The organism is Streptomyces sp. TOM-9 (genome assembly GCF_056858595.1).
Genome location: NZ_JBXEQB010000001.1, coordinates 1,547,642 through 1,566,304 on the forward strand (window position 1 = coordinate 1,547,642; position 18,663 = coordinate 1,566,304).

General features: G+C 71.2%; 12 protein-coding genes. 4 read left to right on the forward strand and 8 right to left on the reverse strand.

The genetic code is table 11. From position 1 onward, the window contains the following. Positions 1-159: 159 nt before the first annotated feature. Genes AC1VWI_RS07260 through AC1VWI_RS07270 form a run of 3 tightly spaced genes read right to left on the reverse strand, consistent with a single transcriptional unit; the run spans position 160 to position 7,254 of the window. Positions 160-1,155, reverse strand: coding sequence for an ATP-binding cassette domain-containing protein (locus AC1VWI_RS07260; protein WP_499510108.1), 996 nt, complete (start codon positions 1,153-1,155; stop codon positions 160-162). Continuing rightward, on the reverse strand, positions 1,152-3,917 hold the full coding sequence (locus tag AC1VWI_RS07265) for a permease-like cell division protein FtsX (protein ID WP_499510109.1): 2,766 nt from the start codon (positions 3,915-3,917) through the stop codon (positions 1,152-1,154). The genes AC1VWI_RS07260 and AC1VWI_RS07265 overlap by 4 nt, the downstream gene beginning before the upstream one ends. A 1-nt stretch (position 3,918) precedes the next feature. Beyond that, positions 3,919-7,254: an FtsX-like permease family protein gene (locus tag AC1VWI_RS07270; RefSeq protein ID WP_499510110.1), complete on the reverse strand. Its 3,336-nt coding sequence runs from the start codon at positions 7,252-7,254 to the stop codon at positions 3,919-3,921. Positions 7,255-7,482: 228 nt separating this feature from the next. Between AC1VWI_RS07270 and AC1VWI_RS07275 the strand changes: the two genes are divergently transcribed. Then, positions 7,483-8,217 carry an ABC transporter ATP-binding protein gene (locus AC1VWI_RS07275; RefSeq protein WP_499510111.1) on the forward strand — a complete coding sequence of 245 codons (735 nt, stop codon included), beginning with the start codon at positions 7,483-7,485 and terminating at the stop codon, positions 8,215-8,217. A 367-nt stretch (positions 8,218-8,584) separates the two neighbouring features. On the opposite strand, the gene AC1VWI_RS07280 is transcribed toward AC1VWI_RS07275, so the two are convergent. From AC1VWI_RS07280 to AC1VWI_RS07290, 3 genes are all read right to left on the reverse strand, one after another. After that, the gene (locus tag AC1VWI_RS07280) at positions 8,585-9,328 is read right to left on the reverse strand and encodes a GNAT family N-acetyltransferase (RefSeq protein ID WP_499510112.1); all 744 of its coding nucleotides are present in this window, start codon (positions 9,326-9,328) and stop codon (positions 8,585-8,587) included. 349 nt (positions 9,329-9,677) lie between these two features. Further along, on the reverse strand, positions 9,678-10,436 hold the full coding sequence (locus tag AC1VWI_RS07285; RefSeq protein WP_499510113.1) for a GNAT family N-acetyltransferase: 759 nt from the start codon (positions 10,434-10,436) through the stop codon (positions 9,678-9,680). A 196-nt stretch (positions 10,437-10,632) separates the two neighbouring features. Further along, entirely contained in the window at positions 10,633-11,328 is a 696-nt protein-coding gene (locus tag AC1VWI_RS07290) for an alpha/beta hydrolase (protein WP_499510114.1), read from the reverse strand. Positions 11,329-11,743: 415 nt separating this feature from the next. Here AC1VWI_RS07290 and AC1VWI_RS07295 point away from each other — a divergent pair, with 415 nt between their 5' ends. Next, complete coding sequence (locus tag AC1VWI_RS07295; RefSeq protein ID WP_499510115.1) at positions 11,744-12,538, forward strand: SDR family NAD(P)-dependent oxidoreductase; 795 nt, start codon at positions 11,744-11,746, stop codon at positions 12,536-12,538. A gap of 607 nt (positions 12,539-13,145) precedes the next feature. Here the strand turns inward: AC1VWI_RS07295 and AC1VWI_RS07300 are convergent. Further along, positions 13,146-13,718, reverse strand: a complete 573-nt coding sequence (locus AC1VWI_RS07300) for a TetR/AcrR family transcriptional regulator (RefSeq protein WP_499510116.1) — start codon at positions 13,716-13,718, stop codon at positions 13,146-13,148. Between the two features lie 699 nt (positions 13,719-14,417). Here AC1VWI_RS07300 and AC1VWI_RS07305 point away from each other — a divergent pair. Beyond that, a complete protein-coding gene (locus AC1VWI_RS07305) occupies positions 14,418-15,347 on the forward strand; it encodes a PP2C family protein-serine/threonine phosphatase (RefSeq protein WP_499510117.1) in 930 nt (309 codons plus the stop codon). Between the two features lie 59 nt (positions 15,348-15,406). Further along, positions 15,407-17,008: a SpoIIE family protein phosphatase gene (locus AC1VWI_RS07310; protein ID WP_499510118.1), complete on the forward strand. Its 1,602-nt coding sequence runs from the start codon at positions 15,407-15,409 to the stop codon at positions 17,006-17,008. Positions 17,009-17,116: 108 nt separating this feature from the next. Here AC1VWI_RS07310 and AC1VWI_RS07315 read toward each other — a convergent pair whose 3' ends face one another. Next, complete coding sequence (locus AC1VWI_RS07315; protein WP_499510119.1) at positions 17,117-18,523, reverse strand: FAD-binding oxidoreductase; 1,407 nt, start codon at positions 18,521-18,523, stop codon at positions 17,117-17,119. Positions 18,524-18,663: the final 140 nt, after the last annotated feature.

Consider the following 18,663-nt stretch of genomic DNA (forward strand, 5'->3'; position numbering starts at 1 on the left):
ACAATCACCGACCACCGCAGGCAGTCACTCGCCTCGTCCTCGGCATTGTCGGTATCGGAACCGGGCAGGGGCACGAACTCATCCAGGCCTCGCTCACGCCGCCATCGCTGCGCACTCGTCGCACAACCAACCGGCAGATCATGACGTCCGGCCGACGTACTAGGACTGTCCCCCAGCAGGATGGTCGGGGCGGTCGGGGCGGATGGCGATGTGGTCGGGTTCGAGTTCGAGCATGACGCGGTTGCGGATGTCGAGGGCGTGGGTGTAGTCGCGGGGGAGTTGGAGGCGGCCGGAGCGGTCGACGGTGGCGTATTCGCTGGCGTGGACGGTGGTGCGGCCTTCGTCGTCGACGCTGGTGCGGCGGACGACTTCGGAGGCGGTGCGGCCGTCGCGGATGGCGACGGTGCGGTCGACGGCGGTGGCCACGGCCTGGTCGTGGGTGACGACGACGATGGTGGTGCCGAGTTCCTTGTTCGCCGTGCGGAAGGAGTTGAAGACCTGTTCGCCGGTGGCGGAGTCCAGTTGCCCGGTGGGTTCGTCGGCGAGTACCAGGGAGGGGTGGTTGGCCAGGGCGACGGCGATCGCGGTGCGCTGCTGTTCGCCGCCGGACATCTGCTGGGGCCGGCGGTCGGCGCAGTAGCCGACGCCCATCAGGTCCAGCAGTTCGGTGGCGCGGTCGGTGCGCGCTTTGCGGCCTTTGACGCGGCCGGATAGCCGCATGGGCAGGACGACGTTTTGCAGGGCGGTCAGGTAGGGCAGGAGGTTGCGTGAGGTCTGCTGCCAGACAAAGCCGACGACCTCGCGCTGGTAGCGCAGGCGGTCGCCGGCGTCGAGGGCGAGCAGGTCGAAGCCGGCGACCGAGGCGGCGCCCGCGGTGGGGGTGTCCAGCCCGGCCAGGATGTTCAGCAGGGTGGACTTGCCGCTGCCCGAGGCGCCGACCAGGGCCATCAGTTCGCCCTGCTGCACCAGCAGGTCCAGTCCCTGCAGGGCCTGGACCTCCACGCCCTGGGCGGTGAAGATCCGCACCAGCCGGTCGCAGACGATCAGCGCGTCATGCCCGTAGGCGGGCTGCTCCCGGCTCTCGGTGACGCGTCGTTCCAGGTCCGCCAGTGTGACGTTGTCGCGCTCGGCGGTGCCGGACGTGTTCTGAGTCATGATCGTTCCCCCATCCGGAGTTCGGTTCCTTCTCCCCGTCGCCCGGTCAGCCAGGCCTGGACGGCCAGCACCACACAGGCCAGCAGCACCAGCCCTGCGGCGGGCAGCAGCAGCGACGCCGCGTCGGTGCGCAGCACCGCCCCCGACAGGTCCGTGGCGGGCGTGCGGACCGTGAAGGCCAGTGCCACCAGGTCCACGCCCGGACGCACCAGCGGCACCGTGGCCACGCTCACCAGGACACCGCCGAGGGCTCCCAGCAGGACCTGCGGCAGCATCTCCAGCACCGCCAGCCACTGCCGCTGACGACCGGTCATGCCCATCGTCCGCAGCCGGGCCAGCAGCGCCTTGCGCTGCGGAGCGTTGTGCAGCAGCGACAGCAGCAACGCCAGCACGCTGTAGCCGGCGCCCGCGGCGACGGCGGCGAGGTACACGTGCCGTGCGCCCGACTGCAGGGCCGAGGTCGTGCCGTAGGAGGCGCGTTGTTCGGTGCGCAGCGTGACCTGCGCCTTGGGCGCGGTCTTGGCGACGACGGCGCGCAGCGCCTTCGCGTCGATGCCGGTGCCCGTCGCATACAGCGTCGACGGCCCGTGTGCCGGCTCTTTCGTCCCGGGCGCGACCTTCGCCAGGGCGGCCCGCGACACGATGACGAACTCGTGGTTGGGGGCGGCCGGGGTGGCGTCCTGCGTGGCCACGATGTGCACCATGACCCGCCCGACCGAGGACCTGACGGTCTCCGGGTCACCGACGCCGTTGCCGAACTTCCGTGCGAGCGCCGGGGAGGCGATGCCGGGAATGGGCTCCTTCGCGCCTGAGTCGAGCTTGCCGGCGGGGAAGGAGGAGCCCAGGCCGGTGGCCGCCACGAGCCGGGCGTACGGCTCCGGGTCGACGACCAGCAGGTCGAACCGGTCCCTGTAGTTGATCAGTTTCTGCCCGGATTCGATCCGGACGCCGGTGACTTCCCGCACCCCTGTGACCTTGCGGACCTGGGCGTCGATTCCCTGCGGCAGGGCGCCGTAGCTCTGCACGCGGGCGTCCGCGCCGACCGCCGTCACCGCGGCGTGGTCGCGTCCCGACTCCACGCCCGCGAGCACCGATCCGCCGAAGGAGGTGATGGTGAGGGCCACCAGCACGGCCAGCAGTGGCAGCGCGGTGGTGGAGGGGGCGCGTCCGGCGCGGGCCAGGCCCAGGTGCAGCACGGCTCCGTTGAGCCGTGCGAAGGGCCGCGCCAGCAGCCGTACCGGCCAGGGGTACAGCCGCAGCAGCACCAGCGCGGCGACCATCGCGAGCAGCACCGGGGCCGCGGCGGTCAGCACGTCCGCACCGCCGTCGGCCGTGCCGCGCTGCCGCAGCGCGACCACGGCGCCGGCGACGACGACCAGCATCGCCAGTTCGGCCACCGTGCGGCGCCGCGACGGCCGTGCCGCGACGAGGTCCTCACGCTGCTCGGGGCGCGGCCGGCGAGCCGTCGCAGCCGCCCGCAGCGGCAGACTGACCGTGGCCAGGACCGCCACGGCGGTGGCCGACCACACGGCGAGCGCGGCACGTTCGGCCGGCAGCAGGAGCAGCGCCACGGCCAGACCCGCCGCCGCGGACGGCACCGCCACCACCGCGCCCTCCGCCAGCAGCCGGCCGGTGAGCGCGCCCATGCTGATGCCACGGGCCCGCAGCAAGGTGAACTCGGCCCTGCGCCGGGCCGCCGACAGGCCCGCCGCCATCAGCAGCACGACGGCGCCGACGGTACCCACACCCACAGCCGCGACCAGGACCAGCGGCTGCGCAGCCGTACGCTCCGCGACGAAGGGGCCCAGAAGTTCGCCCAGCCCCTGCTCCTCGACGTGGAGACCACGCTGCTTGGCCTGCAGATGTGCCCCGTCCGGTCCCGAGATCAGCGCGGCCATCCGGTCGCTCAGGGCCGGGACGTCGTGCGCGGTGAGCGCATCGACGTCGGCGGGGTGGTGCCAGTAGGCCAGCGCGCCGTCCTGAAGGCTGAGCAGGACGGCCGTGGCCCCCGGGTCGATGAGCGCGGCGAAGTGCCAGTAGCGGACGGGGTCGCCACCCGGGACGGGCAGCGAGCGCAGGCTGGGCCTGCGCAGGTCCGACTCCGCGTTCCACCAGACGGCGCCAGGTGAGCGCGGCGTGACGATCCCGGTGACCCGGACGGTCACGACGGATCCGACCGCGTCCTGGAGGTGGAAGGCCGAACCGGTGCGCAGTTTCGTCACCTTGGCGGTGCGGTCGGTGATCACCGCTTCGACGCTGCGGGGGTCGGTACCCGGGTGCGGCAGACGCCCCTCGAGGAGCCGGGTGTTCGCCGCCAGGTCCGGCTGGGCCACCAGGGCGCTCTCCGGATCGAGGCCCGAAGGCCGGGGCAGCCCAGGGTCGGTGACGCCCGTGTCGGCGGAGTGCACCCCGTACACGGTCCGGTCGCGTTCGAGCGTCACCGGAGGCTTCACGAGGCGCTGGAACCGGGCCTCGGTCTCCTCCAGCGACGGGGGCGTGAGCAACCCCTCTGCGTTGAGGGGGGCGGACAGCCGTGACACCGGGAGCGACATGGTGACGCTACGGCCCGGCAGCGACGCATGTGACACCACGTCGCGCAGCGCGGTGTCCTCGTAGCCGTCGACGGCCCGCGGCAGCGCGGCCGCCAGGAACGCCGTGACGAACACCAGCGCGGCGAGTGCCAGCGTCCCGCCGGGGGCGGCGCGCAGCCGGGCGCGGATCCAGGAGACGTCACCGCTGCGCGGGGAACGGGGCTCGGCCACGTCATTCACCTCCTTGGCGCCGCAGCGCCTGGGCCGGGTCGGCGGACCGCCACGCCGTCAGCATGACGCCGAGCAGGGGCAGTGCGGTGACGGTGATCAGCAGCACGGCGAGCAGGCCGGACGGCAGATGTATCCGCACGTCGGGGACCGGGCTCTCCGCGTCAGCCGTCAGGATGATCAAGGGGACGACCAGGCGGGTCAGCAGTCCGCCGAGTAGGGCGCCGACGCCCACCGCGACCAGGATGACCAGGCCCTGTTCGGCGGCGATCACCCGGGCGAGCCAGCGGCGCGGGGTGCCCAGCGCCCGTAGCATCGCGAACTCCTGGGAGCGTTCGCGCAGCGCTCCGGCCGCCGCCACGCTGTAGCCGAGCGCGGCCAGCACCACGGCGGTCACCACGGCGGCGGGCAGCGCGGACAGCGGCCCGGCGCCGAGCGGATCGCGTTGGAGTTCGGTGCGCTGCTCGTCGCGGACCAGGAGCGAGGTGATGTCACCGCGGGCCTGCAGTGCCGAGGCGAGGCGAGCGGTCGCGCCCGGCTCGGCCGCCAGCCACCACTCGCCGGGGACCAGGAAACCCTGGCCGGTCCCGTTCAACAGGGTGTTGACGGAGCGCAGGTCCAGCAGCAGCGCCCCGCCGTCGGTGCCGTCGGTCCTGGGCACGACGGTGGGCAGGGCGCGCACGGCGGCGGAGACGCGGACCGGCACGGTGACGCCGGCCACGGGGATCCGCACCGAGTCCCCGACCTTAGCGCCGACCGCACGCAGGAAGGTGTCCGTGGCGACCGCCGACAGCGCGGCCGGGGTCTTGGGCTCGGAGCTGAGGGTTACGGATGCCGTGTCATAGCCGCTCTGCCAGGCCGCCCCGAGGGGCATCTCCCCTGTGTCGAACTCGACGGCGAGCGGCGTCCGCCCGCTGGAGTCCGGGGCGTCCGTCCAGACGGCGACGTAGCCGTCGTAGTTCATGTAGTCGGGGTTGCCCATGACGGCGCGCGCCTGCCACGACGAGCCCTCCGGAACCCGGACGGTCCGCGTGGTGCCGTCGCCGGACTCCGACCGCAGGGCGGTGACGGAGAGCCGGTGGTGCTCGGTCCGCTGCGGCAGGGTGTAGTCGGCCTTGATCCTGGTCAGGCGCAGCGGCCCGGCCGGGCCGGCCCCGGGGGCCCGGCCCGCCTCGGCGCCGAAGTCCGCCACCACGACGTGCCGTCCGCCGTCGGAGGGGACCTTGCCCAGGGCGATGGTGTAGGGGACGCCGAAGCGGTCCACGAATGTCGCCGAAAGGCGGGTGGTGACGTCGCTCGCAATCGGTCGGCCGCCGGTGTCCGAGGCTTGCGTGCGGACGGTCAGGAGAAGGCGCGCGGTGTCACGGGGCAGGGTGAACCCGCTGTCCCGCGAGGCGGTGTCCTGAGGTCGCAGGGAGCGGAGGACCTGCCGGAACGGCCGGTCGGTGAGGTCGTCGCGCAGGCCGGTCACCCGGGAGGCGGTGGTGGTGTCCATCGTCAGCACCGTCGCCTCGCGGTTCCTGGGCAGCGGCACCGTGCTGCGGCTCGCCGGGGTCACCGCGGCGATCCCGGGTATGTGGTCGTAGACGCCGCCCTGTCCGAACGGCGGTGTCGAAGTGCCGGTCACGCGGACGTCGGCTCCCACCAAGAAGTCCGCCTGGTCGCTCTGGGACCGCTCCCACGTGGCGTTCTCGCCGATCGCGAACATGCTGATCGACACCGCGAAGACCAGCAACAGGGCGGGGCCCGCGCCGCGGCCGGTCCGCCGCGCCAGCTGCCAGCCGGCCAGCGCCGTGGGCAGGCCGGGCGACCGGGCGGCCAGCCGCTCCCCGAGGCGGGCGGCCGGCGGCAGCAGACGCAGCGCGAGCACCGCGCCCGCCAGCAGGCACAACGCGGGCGCCACCACCAGCACCGGGTCCACCCCCAGCCCGCCTGTGGTGTCCGTCGTCAGCGCGCCGGACCCGCCGCCACGCCGGGACAGCTGCCAGTAGCCCAGTCCCGCCACGAGCAGTAGCGCGAGGTCGGTGCCCGCCTGCACGGCGCCCGGCAGGGCGCCCTTGCGGGTCCGTGCCTGCCGCTCGATGGAGTAGGTGCCCGTGCGGCGCAGCGCCGGCGAGGCCACGGCGACGCCGCAGGCGAGCGCGGCCAGCACGCCGGCCCACCAGGCCGTGGAGGACGGTACGTCCAGGTGCACGTCTGCCCGCGCCAGGGCCCCGTGCCCGGCGAGCAGCCGCACCAGCGGACCGGCCAACAGCGGTGCCAGCACGGCGGCGGGCAGCGCCAGCAGCAGTGCCTCGGCGGAGGCCAGGCCCGCGATGCGGGACCGGGAGCCACCGCGGGCCCGCAGCTGGGCGGTCTCCTCGGAGCGCTCGCTGGCGAGCAGGCCGGCGACGAGCATCAGCGCCAGGCCCGCGAGGACGATCAGCTGCAACGCGCTGATGAGCAGCGTCGAACGGCTCACCAGCAGATTGCGGCTCAGGTCGGCCGCCAGCGCGGGCAGCTCGCTGCTCGCCGTCGTCTTCCCGTCCAGCTGCTTGTCGTCCAACTGCCCCACCGTGCGCCGGACGTCCTGACCGACGCTGTCGAGCCGGCCGGCGGTCATGGCCGAGAAGTCCGCTCCCGCGGTCCACTGGACCTCGGTCGCAGGCACCGCGCCCGAAGCAAAAGCCCGGGGATCGGTGAGCATCGGTCCGTAGGTGGTGAACGACAGCGTCCGCACGCCGCGCCCGGCCATCGGGTCCAGCCGCCAGTACAGCGCGGACGGATCCGTGGGGCGGTACAGGCCGGTCAGCCGTACGCGCAGCGGCGGCCCGTTCCGCCGGTCGGCGAGCGTGATCACGTCCCCCGGCGTCACGCCGAGGGCCTTCGCGGCCGTGTCGGGCAGCGCGACCGGCACCGGGCCTTCGGCCTGCGGCGCGTCGGGGAAGGTCCCCTCGACCATGGTCACCCAAGACCGGTCGAACGTGGCGAGCAGCGTGAGGTCCGGATTGTCCGAGCGCGGCGCGTCCGCCGGGCGCGAGTCCTGCGGCAGTCCGTACGCACCGGAGCGGGTGCTGGACGAGACCCGCACCGGCAGCCCGTCGTAGGCCCCCGCGAGGGTCTTGCGCACGCGGGAGTCCAGCCGCCCGGCGTCCTGCTCGGCCACCTCCGACGTCACGTCGATCTGTGTCCTGGCGGCCGACGGCCCCTGCAGCGCGCGCCGCAGCCCCGCGTCCCCGACCGCGCCGCTGAACGCGGCCAGCGCGGCCACGGCGCAGGTGGTCAGGACGACGGACAACAATGCGGCGGCGAGTAGCAGCCGGTGCGCGCGCAGGCGCAGCAAGACGAAGCCCGGCACCATGCCCCCCGTTCTCGATGCCCGTAACAGTGTGTTGCGAGTGGACGACCAGGTCACCGCCGAGCGGGGGGGAGCGACACAGACTGCGCCCATGCCACGACGTGACCGACAACTGCCCCATTGCCACGCGGAAGTGGGTGGAAGGATCAGATGCTCATCGTCATCTTAAGCCTGCGTTTGTTTCCACCGTGTGAACAGGGGCTCAGCTGGGTGGCCCTTATGCTGGCGGGCATGAGCGAGGGACTGCTGGAACGGCGTGAGGGCCCGGCGGGCGGCGGGGCGGCCTCCGAGGCGATGGTCGTGGTCGAGGACCTGGTGCGCACCTTCGGCACCGGGGACACCGCGGTGCACGCCCTGGGCGGGGTGTCCTTCTCCGTGGCCCGCGGTGAACTGGTCGCGCTCAAGGGCCGCTCCGGCTCGGGCAAGACGACCCTGCTGAACATCATCGGCGGCCTGGACCGCGCCGACGCCGGCCGCGTCACCGTCGACGGCACCGTCCTGAACGGCCTGGGCGAACGCGACCTGCTCGCCCTGCGCCGCGACCGCATGGGCTTCGTCTTCCAGTCCTTCGGCCTGCTGCCCATCCTCACCGCCGCCGAGAACGTCGGCGTCCCCCTGCGCCTGCGCAACACCCCCCGCCGCGAACGCGAAGAACGCGTCGCCCTCCTGCTCTCCCTCGTCGGCCTGCAGGGCCACGCCGGCCAGCGCCCCGGCGAGATGTCCGGCGGCCAGCAGCAACGCGTCGCCATCGCCCGCGCCCTCGCCAACCGCCCCGCCCTGATCATCGCCGACGAACCCACCGGCCAGCTCGACGCCGACACCGGCCGCGCCGTCATGGAACTCCTGCGCGCCGTCGTCCACAGCGAAGGCGTCACCGCCCTCGTCGCCACCCACGACCCCCAGCTCCTCGCCCTCGCCGACCACGTCCTCGAACTCCGCGACGGCCACATCACCCCCACCGACTGACCCACGGCTTCCGCGGGGCGGCGGCGCGACCCGACGAGTTGGCCGCCTGGTACTGCGATGCCGCCAACCACGGCGAACCGGCCTGCGCATCGCAGCGCTCAGGCACAGGATCACCGTGATGGGCACCCGCCGCCGACCGTGATCCACATGACCTCGTGGGCCATGGTCCCGGCCTCGGGGTGGCAGATCACGCTAGGCCGTGTCGTCAAAGGAGCGCCGGCCGCCCGGAGGGCGGGCCCAGCGGCGTCTGGTGCGGTGCATCGCAATGCGGAGAGCCGTCCTCGTAGTGGGCTACTCGGACGATTCGACAACGCAGCGAGGTGCCGTGCCAGACGCCGCTGGGCAGGCGGGACTTTGACGACACGGCCTAGGCGGGGAACGTGAAGAGGCGGTACTGCGAAACCTCGACGAAACCGAATCGCCGGTACAGCGGCTCGCCGGCCGGGCTCGCGCCGAGTGCGGCCAGCCCCATACCGCGATCTCGGCCCACGCGGAGCGCCGCCGCCGTCAAAGCTGTGCCGATGCCGTGTCGGCGGTGCGTGTCCGCGACGTGGACGAGGAAGATCCCGGCCACGTCGTGGGCTGCGATCACCACGGTCGTCCCGACGACACGGTCGTCGAGAACCGCCGCCAGGCGGACGATGTCCGCGTTGTCCCGGCGCTGCGACTCGATCCGCACGATGTCGGGTTCGAGGCTCGGTGCGACGCCCATGGAAGCGCTGTAGGTGCGAACCAGTTCCGGCAGCTGACCGTGATCGGTCACCTCCTCGATCCGCAGGCCGGCCGGTGGCTCCATCGGATCGACCGCCTGGTCGAGCGGTCTGACCATCACGGGGATCGTTGTGAACTCCTTCGCCCCACGCTCGGCGAGGGCGGACGACGTGCCTGCGGGGCTGTCCGGGCCGACCCACCACCACCAGGGCACTCCCGCGAGCCGGTCCCGCGCGATGGCGGTGGACTGCTCCACCGCATCCAGGGAGCGGACACGGACCACTCCGTTGAACTGTGGTTGAGCCAGCCCGCTGCGGAAGTACTCGAGATCACCGTCAGCGCGGTCCACCATGCCCCATCCGGTCAGGTATTGCCGGAAGTTGGCGGTCACGCGGGCCATGCCCCCGGGGTGCCACAGCTCTCGCGGGACGCTGCCCGGGGATGCGCCCGCCGTGAGCGGTTCATCAGCGCTGCTTGATACGTCCGTCATGGGTGTTACCTCTGTCCGAAAGCCTCGGACCTGAGCGGCCCGAGGGTATCCCGTGGCTTGTCCGGCTGGCTTCACAGCGATGCCTTGCCGACCGTGTGATCCAGCCGTGGGGTCGTTGTCTCCGCGCCGGGCGTTGCCGGTGGCCGTCGACGGTGCCGGCGGCTGCGTCGAGTGATTCGTGACTGCCAACGCCTCGCAGGCTCCGGCGGAGCGGTGCGCAACCTGCCTGTCCGGCACGGTCATTCATTGATCTTGCGTGTCAGGGCACCACGATTCGGTAGTCCGAGACGGGCCGGTATCCGATGCGCTGGTAGACGCTGTTGCTCGTCGGGTTGGCGAGGTCGGTGAAGAGAAGTACGTGTTCCGCACCGGCGTCGCGTGCTGCTTGGGAAACGGCTGCGGTGACGGCGGAGCCGTAGCCCCGGCCGCGCTGTTCGGGCGGGGTGTAGACGGGGGTGAGGCGAGCCGTTCCGGCCACCACCGACGTCATGGCGGCCATGGCAACTGGTTCGTCCCCGACCGTCCACAACCGCCAGCCGCCCCTGCTCGTCCGCTCGTCGATGAATGCGTCGAGATCCGCTCCGAGCGAGCCGGCTTCCGCGACGAAACGGGTGCACCACTCGCGGAGCAGAGCCCGGTCACCGTCGGTCGCCGTCCGCGGTGCCCCCGGCGGTGCGACTCCAGGGCGCACAAGCCGGTCAAGGCGATAGAGGCGAAGATGCGGTCCGCTCTTGGGCGCGGAGCCGGTGGTCGTCTGCCACGCTGCGGAGAAGGCACGGACCGATGAGTCGTCGGCCAGGAGCTGTGCAAACGGCTGGGCTTGGGTGGACAGGAGTCCGGCCAGGTGCGTTGCCGCGCTCTGGGAGAGGCGGCTCGCGGTCAGCATGTGCGGTGGCATCCACACGAACGCGGCCGTCGTCGCTGCTTCATCCGGTTCCCGCCACCAGCCCAGCACCGTGGGCGGGGGTTTGCCCCCGGAGCGCAGTTGCTCGATCGTGTCGAGTCCGGACAGCAGCATGGTGTGCCGGTCGGGACGTGCGGCGAGGAATGCCCCCGCCTCGGAGCGAAACACTTCGGGCTTGTCCGTAAGGAACCAGGTCACGAGATCGCATCTCCTGCTTGCCCGGCGTGCGGCAATGCGCGGAGCCGTGGGGAAGCGGTTGGGGCCCGCCGGCCGCAGCGGACGCGACTGGCGGGCGGCAAGGGCGGTCGGCTCAGTGCAGGCCGAGTTCGTGCCTGATGAGCTCGGCGAGCGCGGAGGGCTGCGACAGGAAGGGCGAGTGCGAACTGTTCAGCCGCAGAGTCCTGTCGGCGCGCTTCGCGAAGAGTTCCTGGACGAAGGGCGGGATGGCGCCGTCTGCTTCGCAGATGATGTAAGTGCTCGGAATCGTCTGCCAGGCGACCGCGGTCAGCTTCTGGGTGGTCGCGACGTAGGACTGGTAACCCAGGGCCGCCGTCGCCTTCTCGGCAACGCCCCTGTCCACGTCGCCGTAGAACACGTCGACCGGGTTCGCGACGGTCAGGAAGTCGCCGACACCCTCCTGCCGGTGGAACTCCCACCAGAGTGCCGGGTCGCCGCCAGCGCTCGACAGCAGGGAGTCCCCGGCGTCGAGCTGGAACGCGGCGAGGTAGACGATGCTCTTGACGTTGGGCGCATCGGCGAGCGCCTGGGTGGTGGGGACGCCGCCGTAGGAGTGCGCGACGACGACCACGGGTCCGCCGATCGCCTCGACCGCGGCCCTGATGGCTGCCGCGTCGGAGTACATGTCGCCCAGCGCCTTGGGATCGTTGCCACACGAGGTGAGGGCCACGGTGCGGACATCGATGCCGGGCAGGGCATCGACGAGGAGTTGCAGATGCTCGGGCTTGTGCCACGCTCCGGGCACGAGCAACAGCGACGGCAGGGTCATCCGAACCTCATAGGGCAGGTGATGCGTTGGGCATGATGTACGGGCCCATCATCCAGGCCCTCACTGCGCAACGTCCACGTGATAGATGTCACTAATGATCTATGGGATGGGCCCGGGCCCGCCGCCTGCCCACCACCCGCACGCGAAGCTGAGGCGGCCCGCCGGAAGAACCGACGGACCGTCACGAAAGCCCGCGGCGAGGCTGCCGGGCTTCCTGCGGGGCCCGCCCGGCCGGGCTTGGAGGGCGCCCGGCACGGTCCGGCATCCGGCACCCTTCCGCTCGGCGGCGTCGGCGACGCGGTAGAGGCCCTCACCGACCGACAGGTACGGACGGCCGGATTCCGGACGACCGCGGGCACTTTAGATTAAGCTCACCATCTAATGCGTGACATCTACTGACGAAATGAGGACGACCATGTCCACACAGAAGCCCGGGACAGCGCTCGTTACCGGCGCTACCGCCGGTCTGGGTGCCGCCTACGCCGAGGAGTTGGCGGCGCGGGGGCACAACCTGCTCCTCGTCGCCCGTGACGAGGCGCGGTTGGAGTCTTCCGCGGCGAACCTTGCGGAGCGTTTCGGCATCGGGGTTTCGGCGCTGAGCGCCGACCTGGCCACGCCGAAGGGCATGCGGAGCGTCGAGGACCGCCTGGCGGCCGACCTCTCGATCGACATGCTGGTGAACAACGCCGGCAGCGCCCTGTTCGGCCCCCTGTCCGCGGCGGACCCGGACCGGTTGGAGTGGCTGATCACGCTCAACCTGACCTCCGCCACCAGGCTTGCGGCTGCCGCCGCGCGGGCGTTCTCCAGCCGGGGCTCGGGCACGATCGTCAATGTGTCGTCCGCCCTCGCCCTCAACATCCTGCCGGTGGGTGCGGCGTACAGCGGGACCAAGGCATATGTGATCGCGTTCAGCCAGGCTCTGGCACAGGAGTTCGCCGGTTCCGGTGTCCGGGTGCAGGTGGTGGTGCCGGGAGCGCTGGAGACGGCGATCTGGGACGGCTCGGGCATCGAACTGGACCAGTTGCCCAAGGAGGCCGTCATGGCACCCCGCGATGCCGCGCGGGCCGCGCTCGCCGGCCTCGACGCCGGCGAGCTGGTCACGATCCCCTCGCTGCCGGAGTACGCCAGGTGGGAGGAGTACGAGAACGCCCGCCAGGAACTCATCCCGGGTCTGTCCCTCACGCGCCCCGCCGGACGCTACGCCGGCTGACATCCGGGGCAAGCACGCTCTTCGCCAGGGCCGGGGGCCAACCGCCCCCGGCCCGCCGCCCCTTCGCCCCCTGCGCCTTGGGGTGGGAGCCGACATGACGGCCGGCTGTTCGCCGTGCAGCACCTCGGCGAAGGGCTCCTTCCGCTTCCCGACCTGGCGCGGTGGAACCCGGTCAACGAACTGCCACCACGCCCCGTAGGGCCGGGTCTCGCAGTCGAAGGCCGTCAGGACCGGAGTTGCAGGCGAAGCCCGGGTACCGCCTGTCGCCCATGAGTGACGCCAGGGCGCGCGGGGGCCGGTGCCGACGTCCCGAGCACCAAGGTGCTCGGTCCAACGGCGGCCGTTCCCGGCGATGTCACCACGTCAGCCGTCCACTGGGCTTCACGCACTGCCGGCCGCCGGGCCGCCAGACCGGCGGCAACGGAACCACGTCACGGCCAGGAACAGCCGGGGAGGCGGTGATTCACTCGCCACCGGTCGCGATGACGGCCAAGCGCGGGCCCGCCGGGACAGGGGCGGCGGGACAGGCCACGAGTTCAGGACGCCGTACCGCGGCGTCGGCGCTGCGGGGCGTCAAGCGGTTCAGGACACTGGGGTGGCGTGCACGTCAGCCGGTTGCCGGCTCACCACTGTCGGCGGCCCTGGCCACCGCTGCATGTGCCGCCTGCAGGATCTGCTCCGACAAAGGCGTGCCTGCGGTGGCACGGGCAAGAAGGAGGCCGCCGACGAGCGTGGCATAGGCGGCCAGGCCGGCGTCACCAGGCGCGATCCACCCCGCGAGTTCCTCGACGCCCCTGGCGTAGGTCTCCCTGTGCCCGGGCTCACGCGCGATGTCGCCCGCGAAGCCGGCTGCGGGACAACCAGTGCCGGGGTTGTCGCGATGCTCGACGGAGAAGTAGGACTCGAGCAGCGACTGCCACGCCGCCTGATGCCCCCCAGCCTCGTGGTCCAGAGTCACGAGGTCTTGCAGGTTGTCGGCGAACGCCTTGGCGGTCGCCTCGTCGACGAGCGCGGCCTTGGAGGCGAACTGCTTGTAGAAGCCGCCTTGAGTGAGTCCGATCGCCTTCATCACATCCGCGATGCCGACCTTGGCGACACCGTCCTCACGGAACAGCCGAGAAGCCGCGGCCACCGTTCGCTCCCGGTTGACCTTCGCTTCCGCTTGCGATACGCGACTCATCTACCACCCTCCGTAATACGGACTGGTCATCTGCCCCGCCGCGGGCTGTTACGACGACCAGCGGGCCGACACCCCGACTCTAAGATTATGCCTGCTGTCTATCGACCGCCATAGCCGCCTGCCGACCGGCACCCACCGCCCTCATACGAGACGGACCGCAATGACCACACCGGCCCTCAAGGCCACGCGACCCAACCCGTCACCCAAACCTCAGCAGACCCTGGCGTCGCCCAAGTGCCTTTCAAACTCCCCGCAGTGAAGCGCGAAGGGTGCCACGCGGCGCCTGCCGTGCCGGCCGGACGAGAGGGAAACGGCTCGCTTGACGTGCCGAACCGCACGTCGCACAGTTGAATCGCATATCGGTAAACCACTTCCACCATACGGAAAAGCGAAATGGCACGAAAGCCCGTGATGCACCTCGCCCCGCGCATTCCCGTCACCAAGCGCGCGGCCGATGACGGGGCCCGCTCACTCCCAGCATCCGGCGCCGAAGTCCCCCAACGGCCGAAAGCCCATGGCCGCGGCACCGGGCCCTTGGGCATGCGCGGCCACGCAGTGCCTCCGCTCCTACTGATCGCGGCCATCACCTCGGGTGCGTCATTCGCCCCCCTTGCGGTTCACCTGTCCCCATTGCTCGTGGCGGCCCCCACGTGCACGGGAACGTTCGCACGAACACGCTTCACGGCCGTCATCGCGCTCATGGCGGCCGCGGCAGTGCTCCTCGTGGACCGTCACGACGGCCTGCTCCACTCACCACTGCTGCCCATTCACATCGGAGCAGTTCTCATAGTCTCCGCGTTCGTCATCGTCTCCCGGGCCCTGCATGACCGCGACTTGCGGGAACTGGCCGAGGTACGGGCTGTCTCCGAAGCAGCCCAACGAGTGCTGCTACGGCCGATCCCCCCGGAGCTGGGCCCCTTCCACGTCGCCTCGATGTACCGCGCGGCAGCGGCACACGCGCTGGTGGGCGGTGATCTGTACGCCGCCGCCCGCACCGACCGCACCACACGCGTCCTCATCGGAGACGTCCGCGGAAAGGGCCTCCCGGCCATCGACGACGCCTCCGCCGTCCTGGGAGCTTTCCGTGAGGCAGCCCAGCAGCACCGCACACTCCCGGAACTTGCGGCCTCCCTGGAACGCAGCGTCCGCAGGCACCTGGGCGAGCTGACCCGTATCGCCCCCGACAGCAACGAGCGGTTCATCACCGCGCTGCTGATCGAACTCCCCGACGACGAAGAAGTCGCCAGAGTGGTCAGCTGCGGGCACCCACCACCCCTGCTGCGCCAGGGCAACCAGGTCACCCTGCTTCCCGTCACCCGGCCCGCCCCGCCGCTGGGGCTTGCAGCAGACACGCCCAACGCCTTCTGCCTCGACACCGTCGCCTTCGGCCCCGGAGACACCCTGCTTCTCTACACCGACGGCCTGGCCGAGGCCCGCGACTCCGCCGGCGAGTTCTTCCCCGTCCTCGACCGCGCCGATACATGGACGTGGGATTGCCCCAGCCGCCTCGTACAGCACGTCAGCCTCGATGTGGACCGACACGCGGGCAGGAACCTCCAGGACGACCTGGCCCTTGTCGCTGTCCATCATCCAGCGCACCCCGTCCAGACCGGACAAACGCCACCGTGAACGTCCACAGCCCGAGAACCCGCACGTCGCGCAAAGACCCCGACCCTTGCGCCACAAACATGCGCACCGTCTCGCAGGCACTGCGCACCACATCAGAAGGGACGGTGACGAGGATGGCCACACCCAGACTCCTCCCGCTCCGGCACCCGAGCGCACTGCTCGCCGTCTATCTCGCTGCGACCTGCGCACTGCAACTGGATGCCTCTGCAGTGGGCTCGGTCCGCTGGTCGGACTACTCGGTCCTGGCACCGCTGATGGCGGCAGCTCTGCTACCCATCAGGCACACCTTGATCGTCGGAGCTTCCACGCTGGCGACCAGTGTGGCCATCTACGGTTTCGCGATTCCAGGCGTGTCGGACGGAGGCCGGACGGTCGTCATCTCCGCAGCCGTCCTGTCTCTGGGCATGAGCCTGTTCATCTGCCGAGTCCGGCTCCGCCAGAAAGCCGGGTGCGTCTTCGCTGTACGCCCCGGAAGCGGTGAGGAGACGGGCCGCGTCGTCTCCGCACCACGTCAGGCCAACGGCGGCCCATGCGCCTCCCTGCCGGCGGGTGGACTGCCGCCCGGGCGCTTGCCGCAACCCGCCGCCGTGGAGCTCGCATACTGTCGGGCTGATGACAGAAGGCCGCCGCAGGCTCATTGGCTGGACGCGATCCCACTGTCCGGAGCCCGGGTGGCGCTGGTCGCCGGCAGCGTGGCCGAGGACGGAGACCCAGCCCCCACCCTGGTCCCCGAACTTCGCGCCGCGGTGCGGACGCTGGCGGACATCGACGTGCAACCGGACGAGGTGCTCACCCACCTCCACGACGTCATACGTCGGTTGCGGCCGGACGAGAGTGCCCGTGACGTTACGGCGAGCTGCCTCTACGCCGTCTACGACCCCGTCACCGCAGAGTGCGCCCTCGCTTGCGCCGGGCATCCTGCGCCCTCCGTCATCGCCCCCGATGGTGTGATCACTGCCGTCGACCTTCCTGCTGGAGTACCGCTCGGTCGCACGCGAGCGAAGGTCGGGACCGCCGAAATCCGGCTCAGGAAAGGCAGCGTGCTCCTGCTGCACACGCACTCCGTCGCGCCACCCGATTCCGAGACGAAGACCGATGGGCTCAAGGTGCCCGAACGCATCGTCGAGCCGGAGTCCTCGCTCACGGACACCTGCCGTACTGCTCTGGAAGCCCTTGTGGCAGCGGGAGCGCCACGCCAGTCGCGCGTGCTCGCCGCCCGTACCCGCACGCTCGACGGCACCACCGTGGCGACCTGGAACCTCCCCGCCGACCCGGCGGCCGTCTCTGCCGCACGAAAACATGTCACGGCCAAGATGAGGACATGGGGCTTGGACGGTGCCACCCCCACCACTGTCCTCATCGCCAGCGAGCTGGTCACCAACGCCATCCGTCACGCCCAGCCACCGGTACGCCTGCGCCTGATCCGCTGCCCCACAGGCCTGACCTGCGAGGTCACCGACGGCAGCACCACATCCCCGCACCTTCGACGCGCCCGCACCTTCGACGAAAGCGGCCGGGGACTGTTCATCGTCGCCCAGCTCACCCAGCGCTGGGGAACCCGCCATCACCCGCAAGGCAAGACCATCTGGGCCGAGCACTCCTACCAGGCCGACGAACCCATGGAGGAGGAAGGACAGGCCCTGCGGGCCGGGCTCGTGTGATGCCCCCATCCCCCTCAGGAGGCGGCACGGGCCCTGCTCCCACGCGCCCTTGACGGTTCGCCGGGACCGCTGGGGGCCGGGCAGACGCTCCCGGCCCCTGGTTCCTCGTCAGCCGGGCAAGATGTTGTGGTTCACCCGGAACACATTGGTCGGGTCGTATGCCTTCTTCGCGGCAGTCAGACGCCGGTAGCGCTCGGCGCCGTAGACCTCGCTCAACCGCTCGGGGTCGGTGGCCTCTTCGACGGAGAGGAAGTTGACCATCCTGCGCCTGTCCGCCCAGGGCTCCATCGCGTTCATCACCTCCTCGAGCTTGCCGCCCAGGAACTCGGCCCTGTCCGGGGCACCCACGCCGAATCCGAAGAGGACGAAGGGAAGCCCTCGGCTGGAGACGGCGTTGGGTACCGCGGGCTCACGGTCGAGCGCACCGCCGAGCATGCGGATCTCGACGCTCACCAGCGGGGAGTCCGACCCGGGGCCGAGCAGTTCGATCAGCTTGTCGGCCGCCTCGGCGGGGAACGCGCGCAACATCGTCGTGCGGTCGTAGTAGGGCATCGGCGTCGGCGGGTCCATGTGGATGGCGCCCATGGCGGTGTAGGGCATCTCCCCCACCGTGTCGATGAGCGCCGGGGCGGCCGCGCGCAGGGGTGCGATCAACCGCTCGCCCTCGGGCACCGGACCGAGGTGGGCGATGCGTACGTGTACCACGAACGCCCCCCGGAGGGGTTCCGGCAACTCGGGAAGCGGAGGGAGTCGTTGCACGGCCACTGAGGAGGACATCTCCTCCGGCATGTCCGACTGCCAGGTGCGCCAGGTGTGCAGCACATCGGAGAGTCGTTCGCCGGGGAAGTAGATACCGCCGCCGTAGAAATGGGTCAACGGGAACAGGTCGAACTCCAAGGCGGTTACGACGCCGAAATTGCCCTTTCCTCCGAGCAGGGACCAGAAGAGTTCCGGATCACTGTCCGCCGTGACCTGTCGCAGCTCGCCGTCGGCAGTCACCACCTCCAGCGAGCGGACATGGTCCGCCGCGTATCCCCGGCTCCGGCCGAAGACCGGACTGAGTCCACCCCCGAGGGTGTAGCCGGCTACGCCCACCAGCGGAGCCGAGCCGCTCATCGGGGCCAGGCCGACGTCGGCGGCCCGGTCGATCACCTCCTGCCAGATCACTCCGGCCTCGACCCGTGCGCGTCCGCGGCCGGCGTCGACGACGATGCCCTTCATACGCCGGGTACTGATCAGAACGCCGCCCCGGGCAGGGTGGACCTGTTGGTGCCCCGTGGTCTTCACCGTCACCGGCCGGCCCTGGCGGGCCGCGAAGCGGATCGCCGCCCGTACGTCGGCCGCGTTGGCGGCACCGACCACGAGCGCGGGCTCCAGAGGGACGTTCAGGTTGTAGATCTGGCACTCGGCGTCGTAACCCTCGTCGCCGGGCAGCAGAACCGGACCGCTCACCAGCGATGCGAGTTCGGCCGCCTCCGCGGACGAGACCCGTGCGAACGGAACGTCAAAAGTCATGGGTCCCCTTGTGAAAACATTCTTACATTACATATGACATCTAAAATGCCTTGATGCAGGCACCTCGGACCCGGCCGTCCGCACCTGGCGCGACCGGCCTGTCGGCCGGGACCCCGCCTCGCCGAGTAGCGCGCGACGCC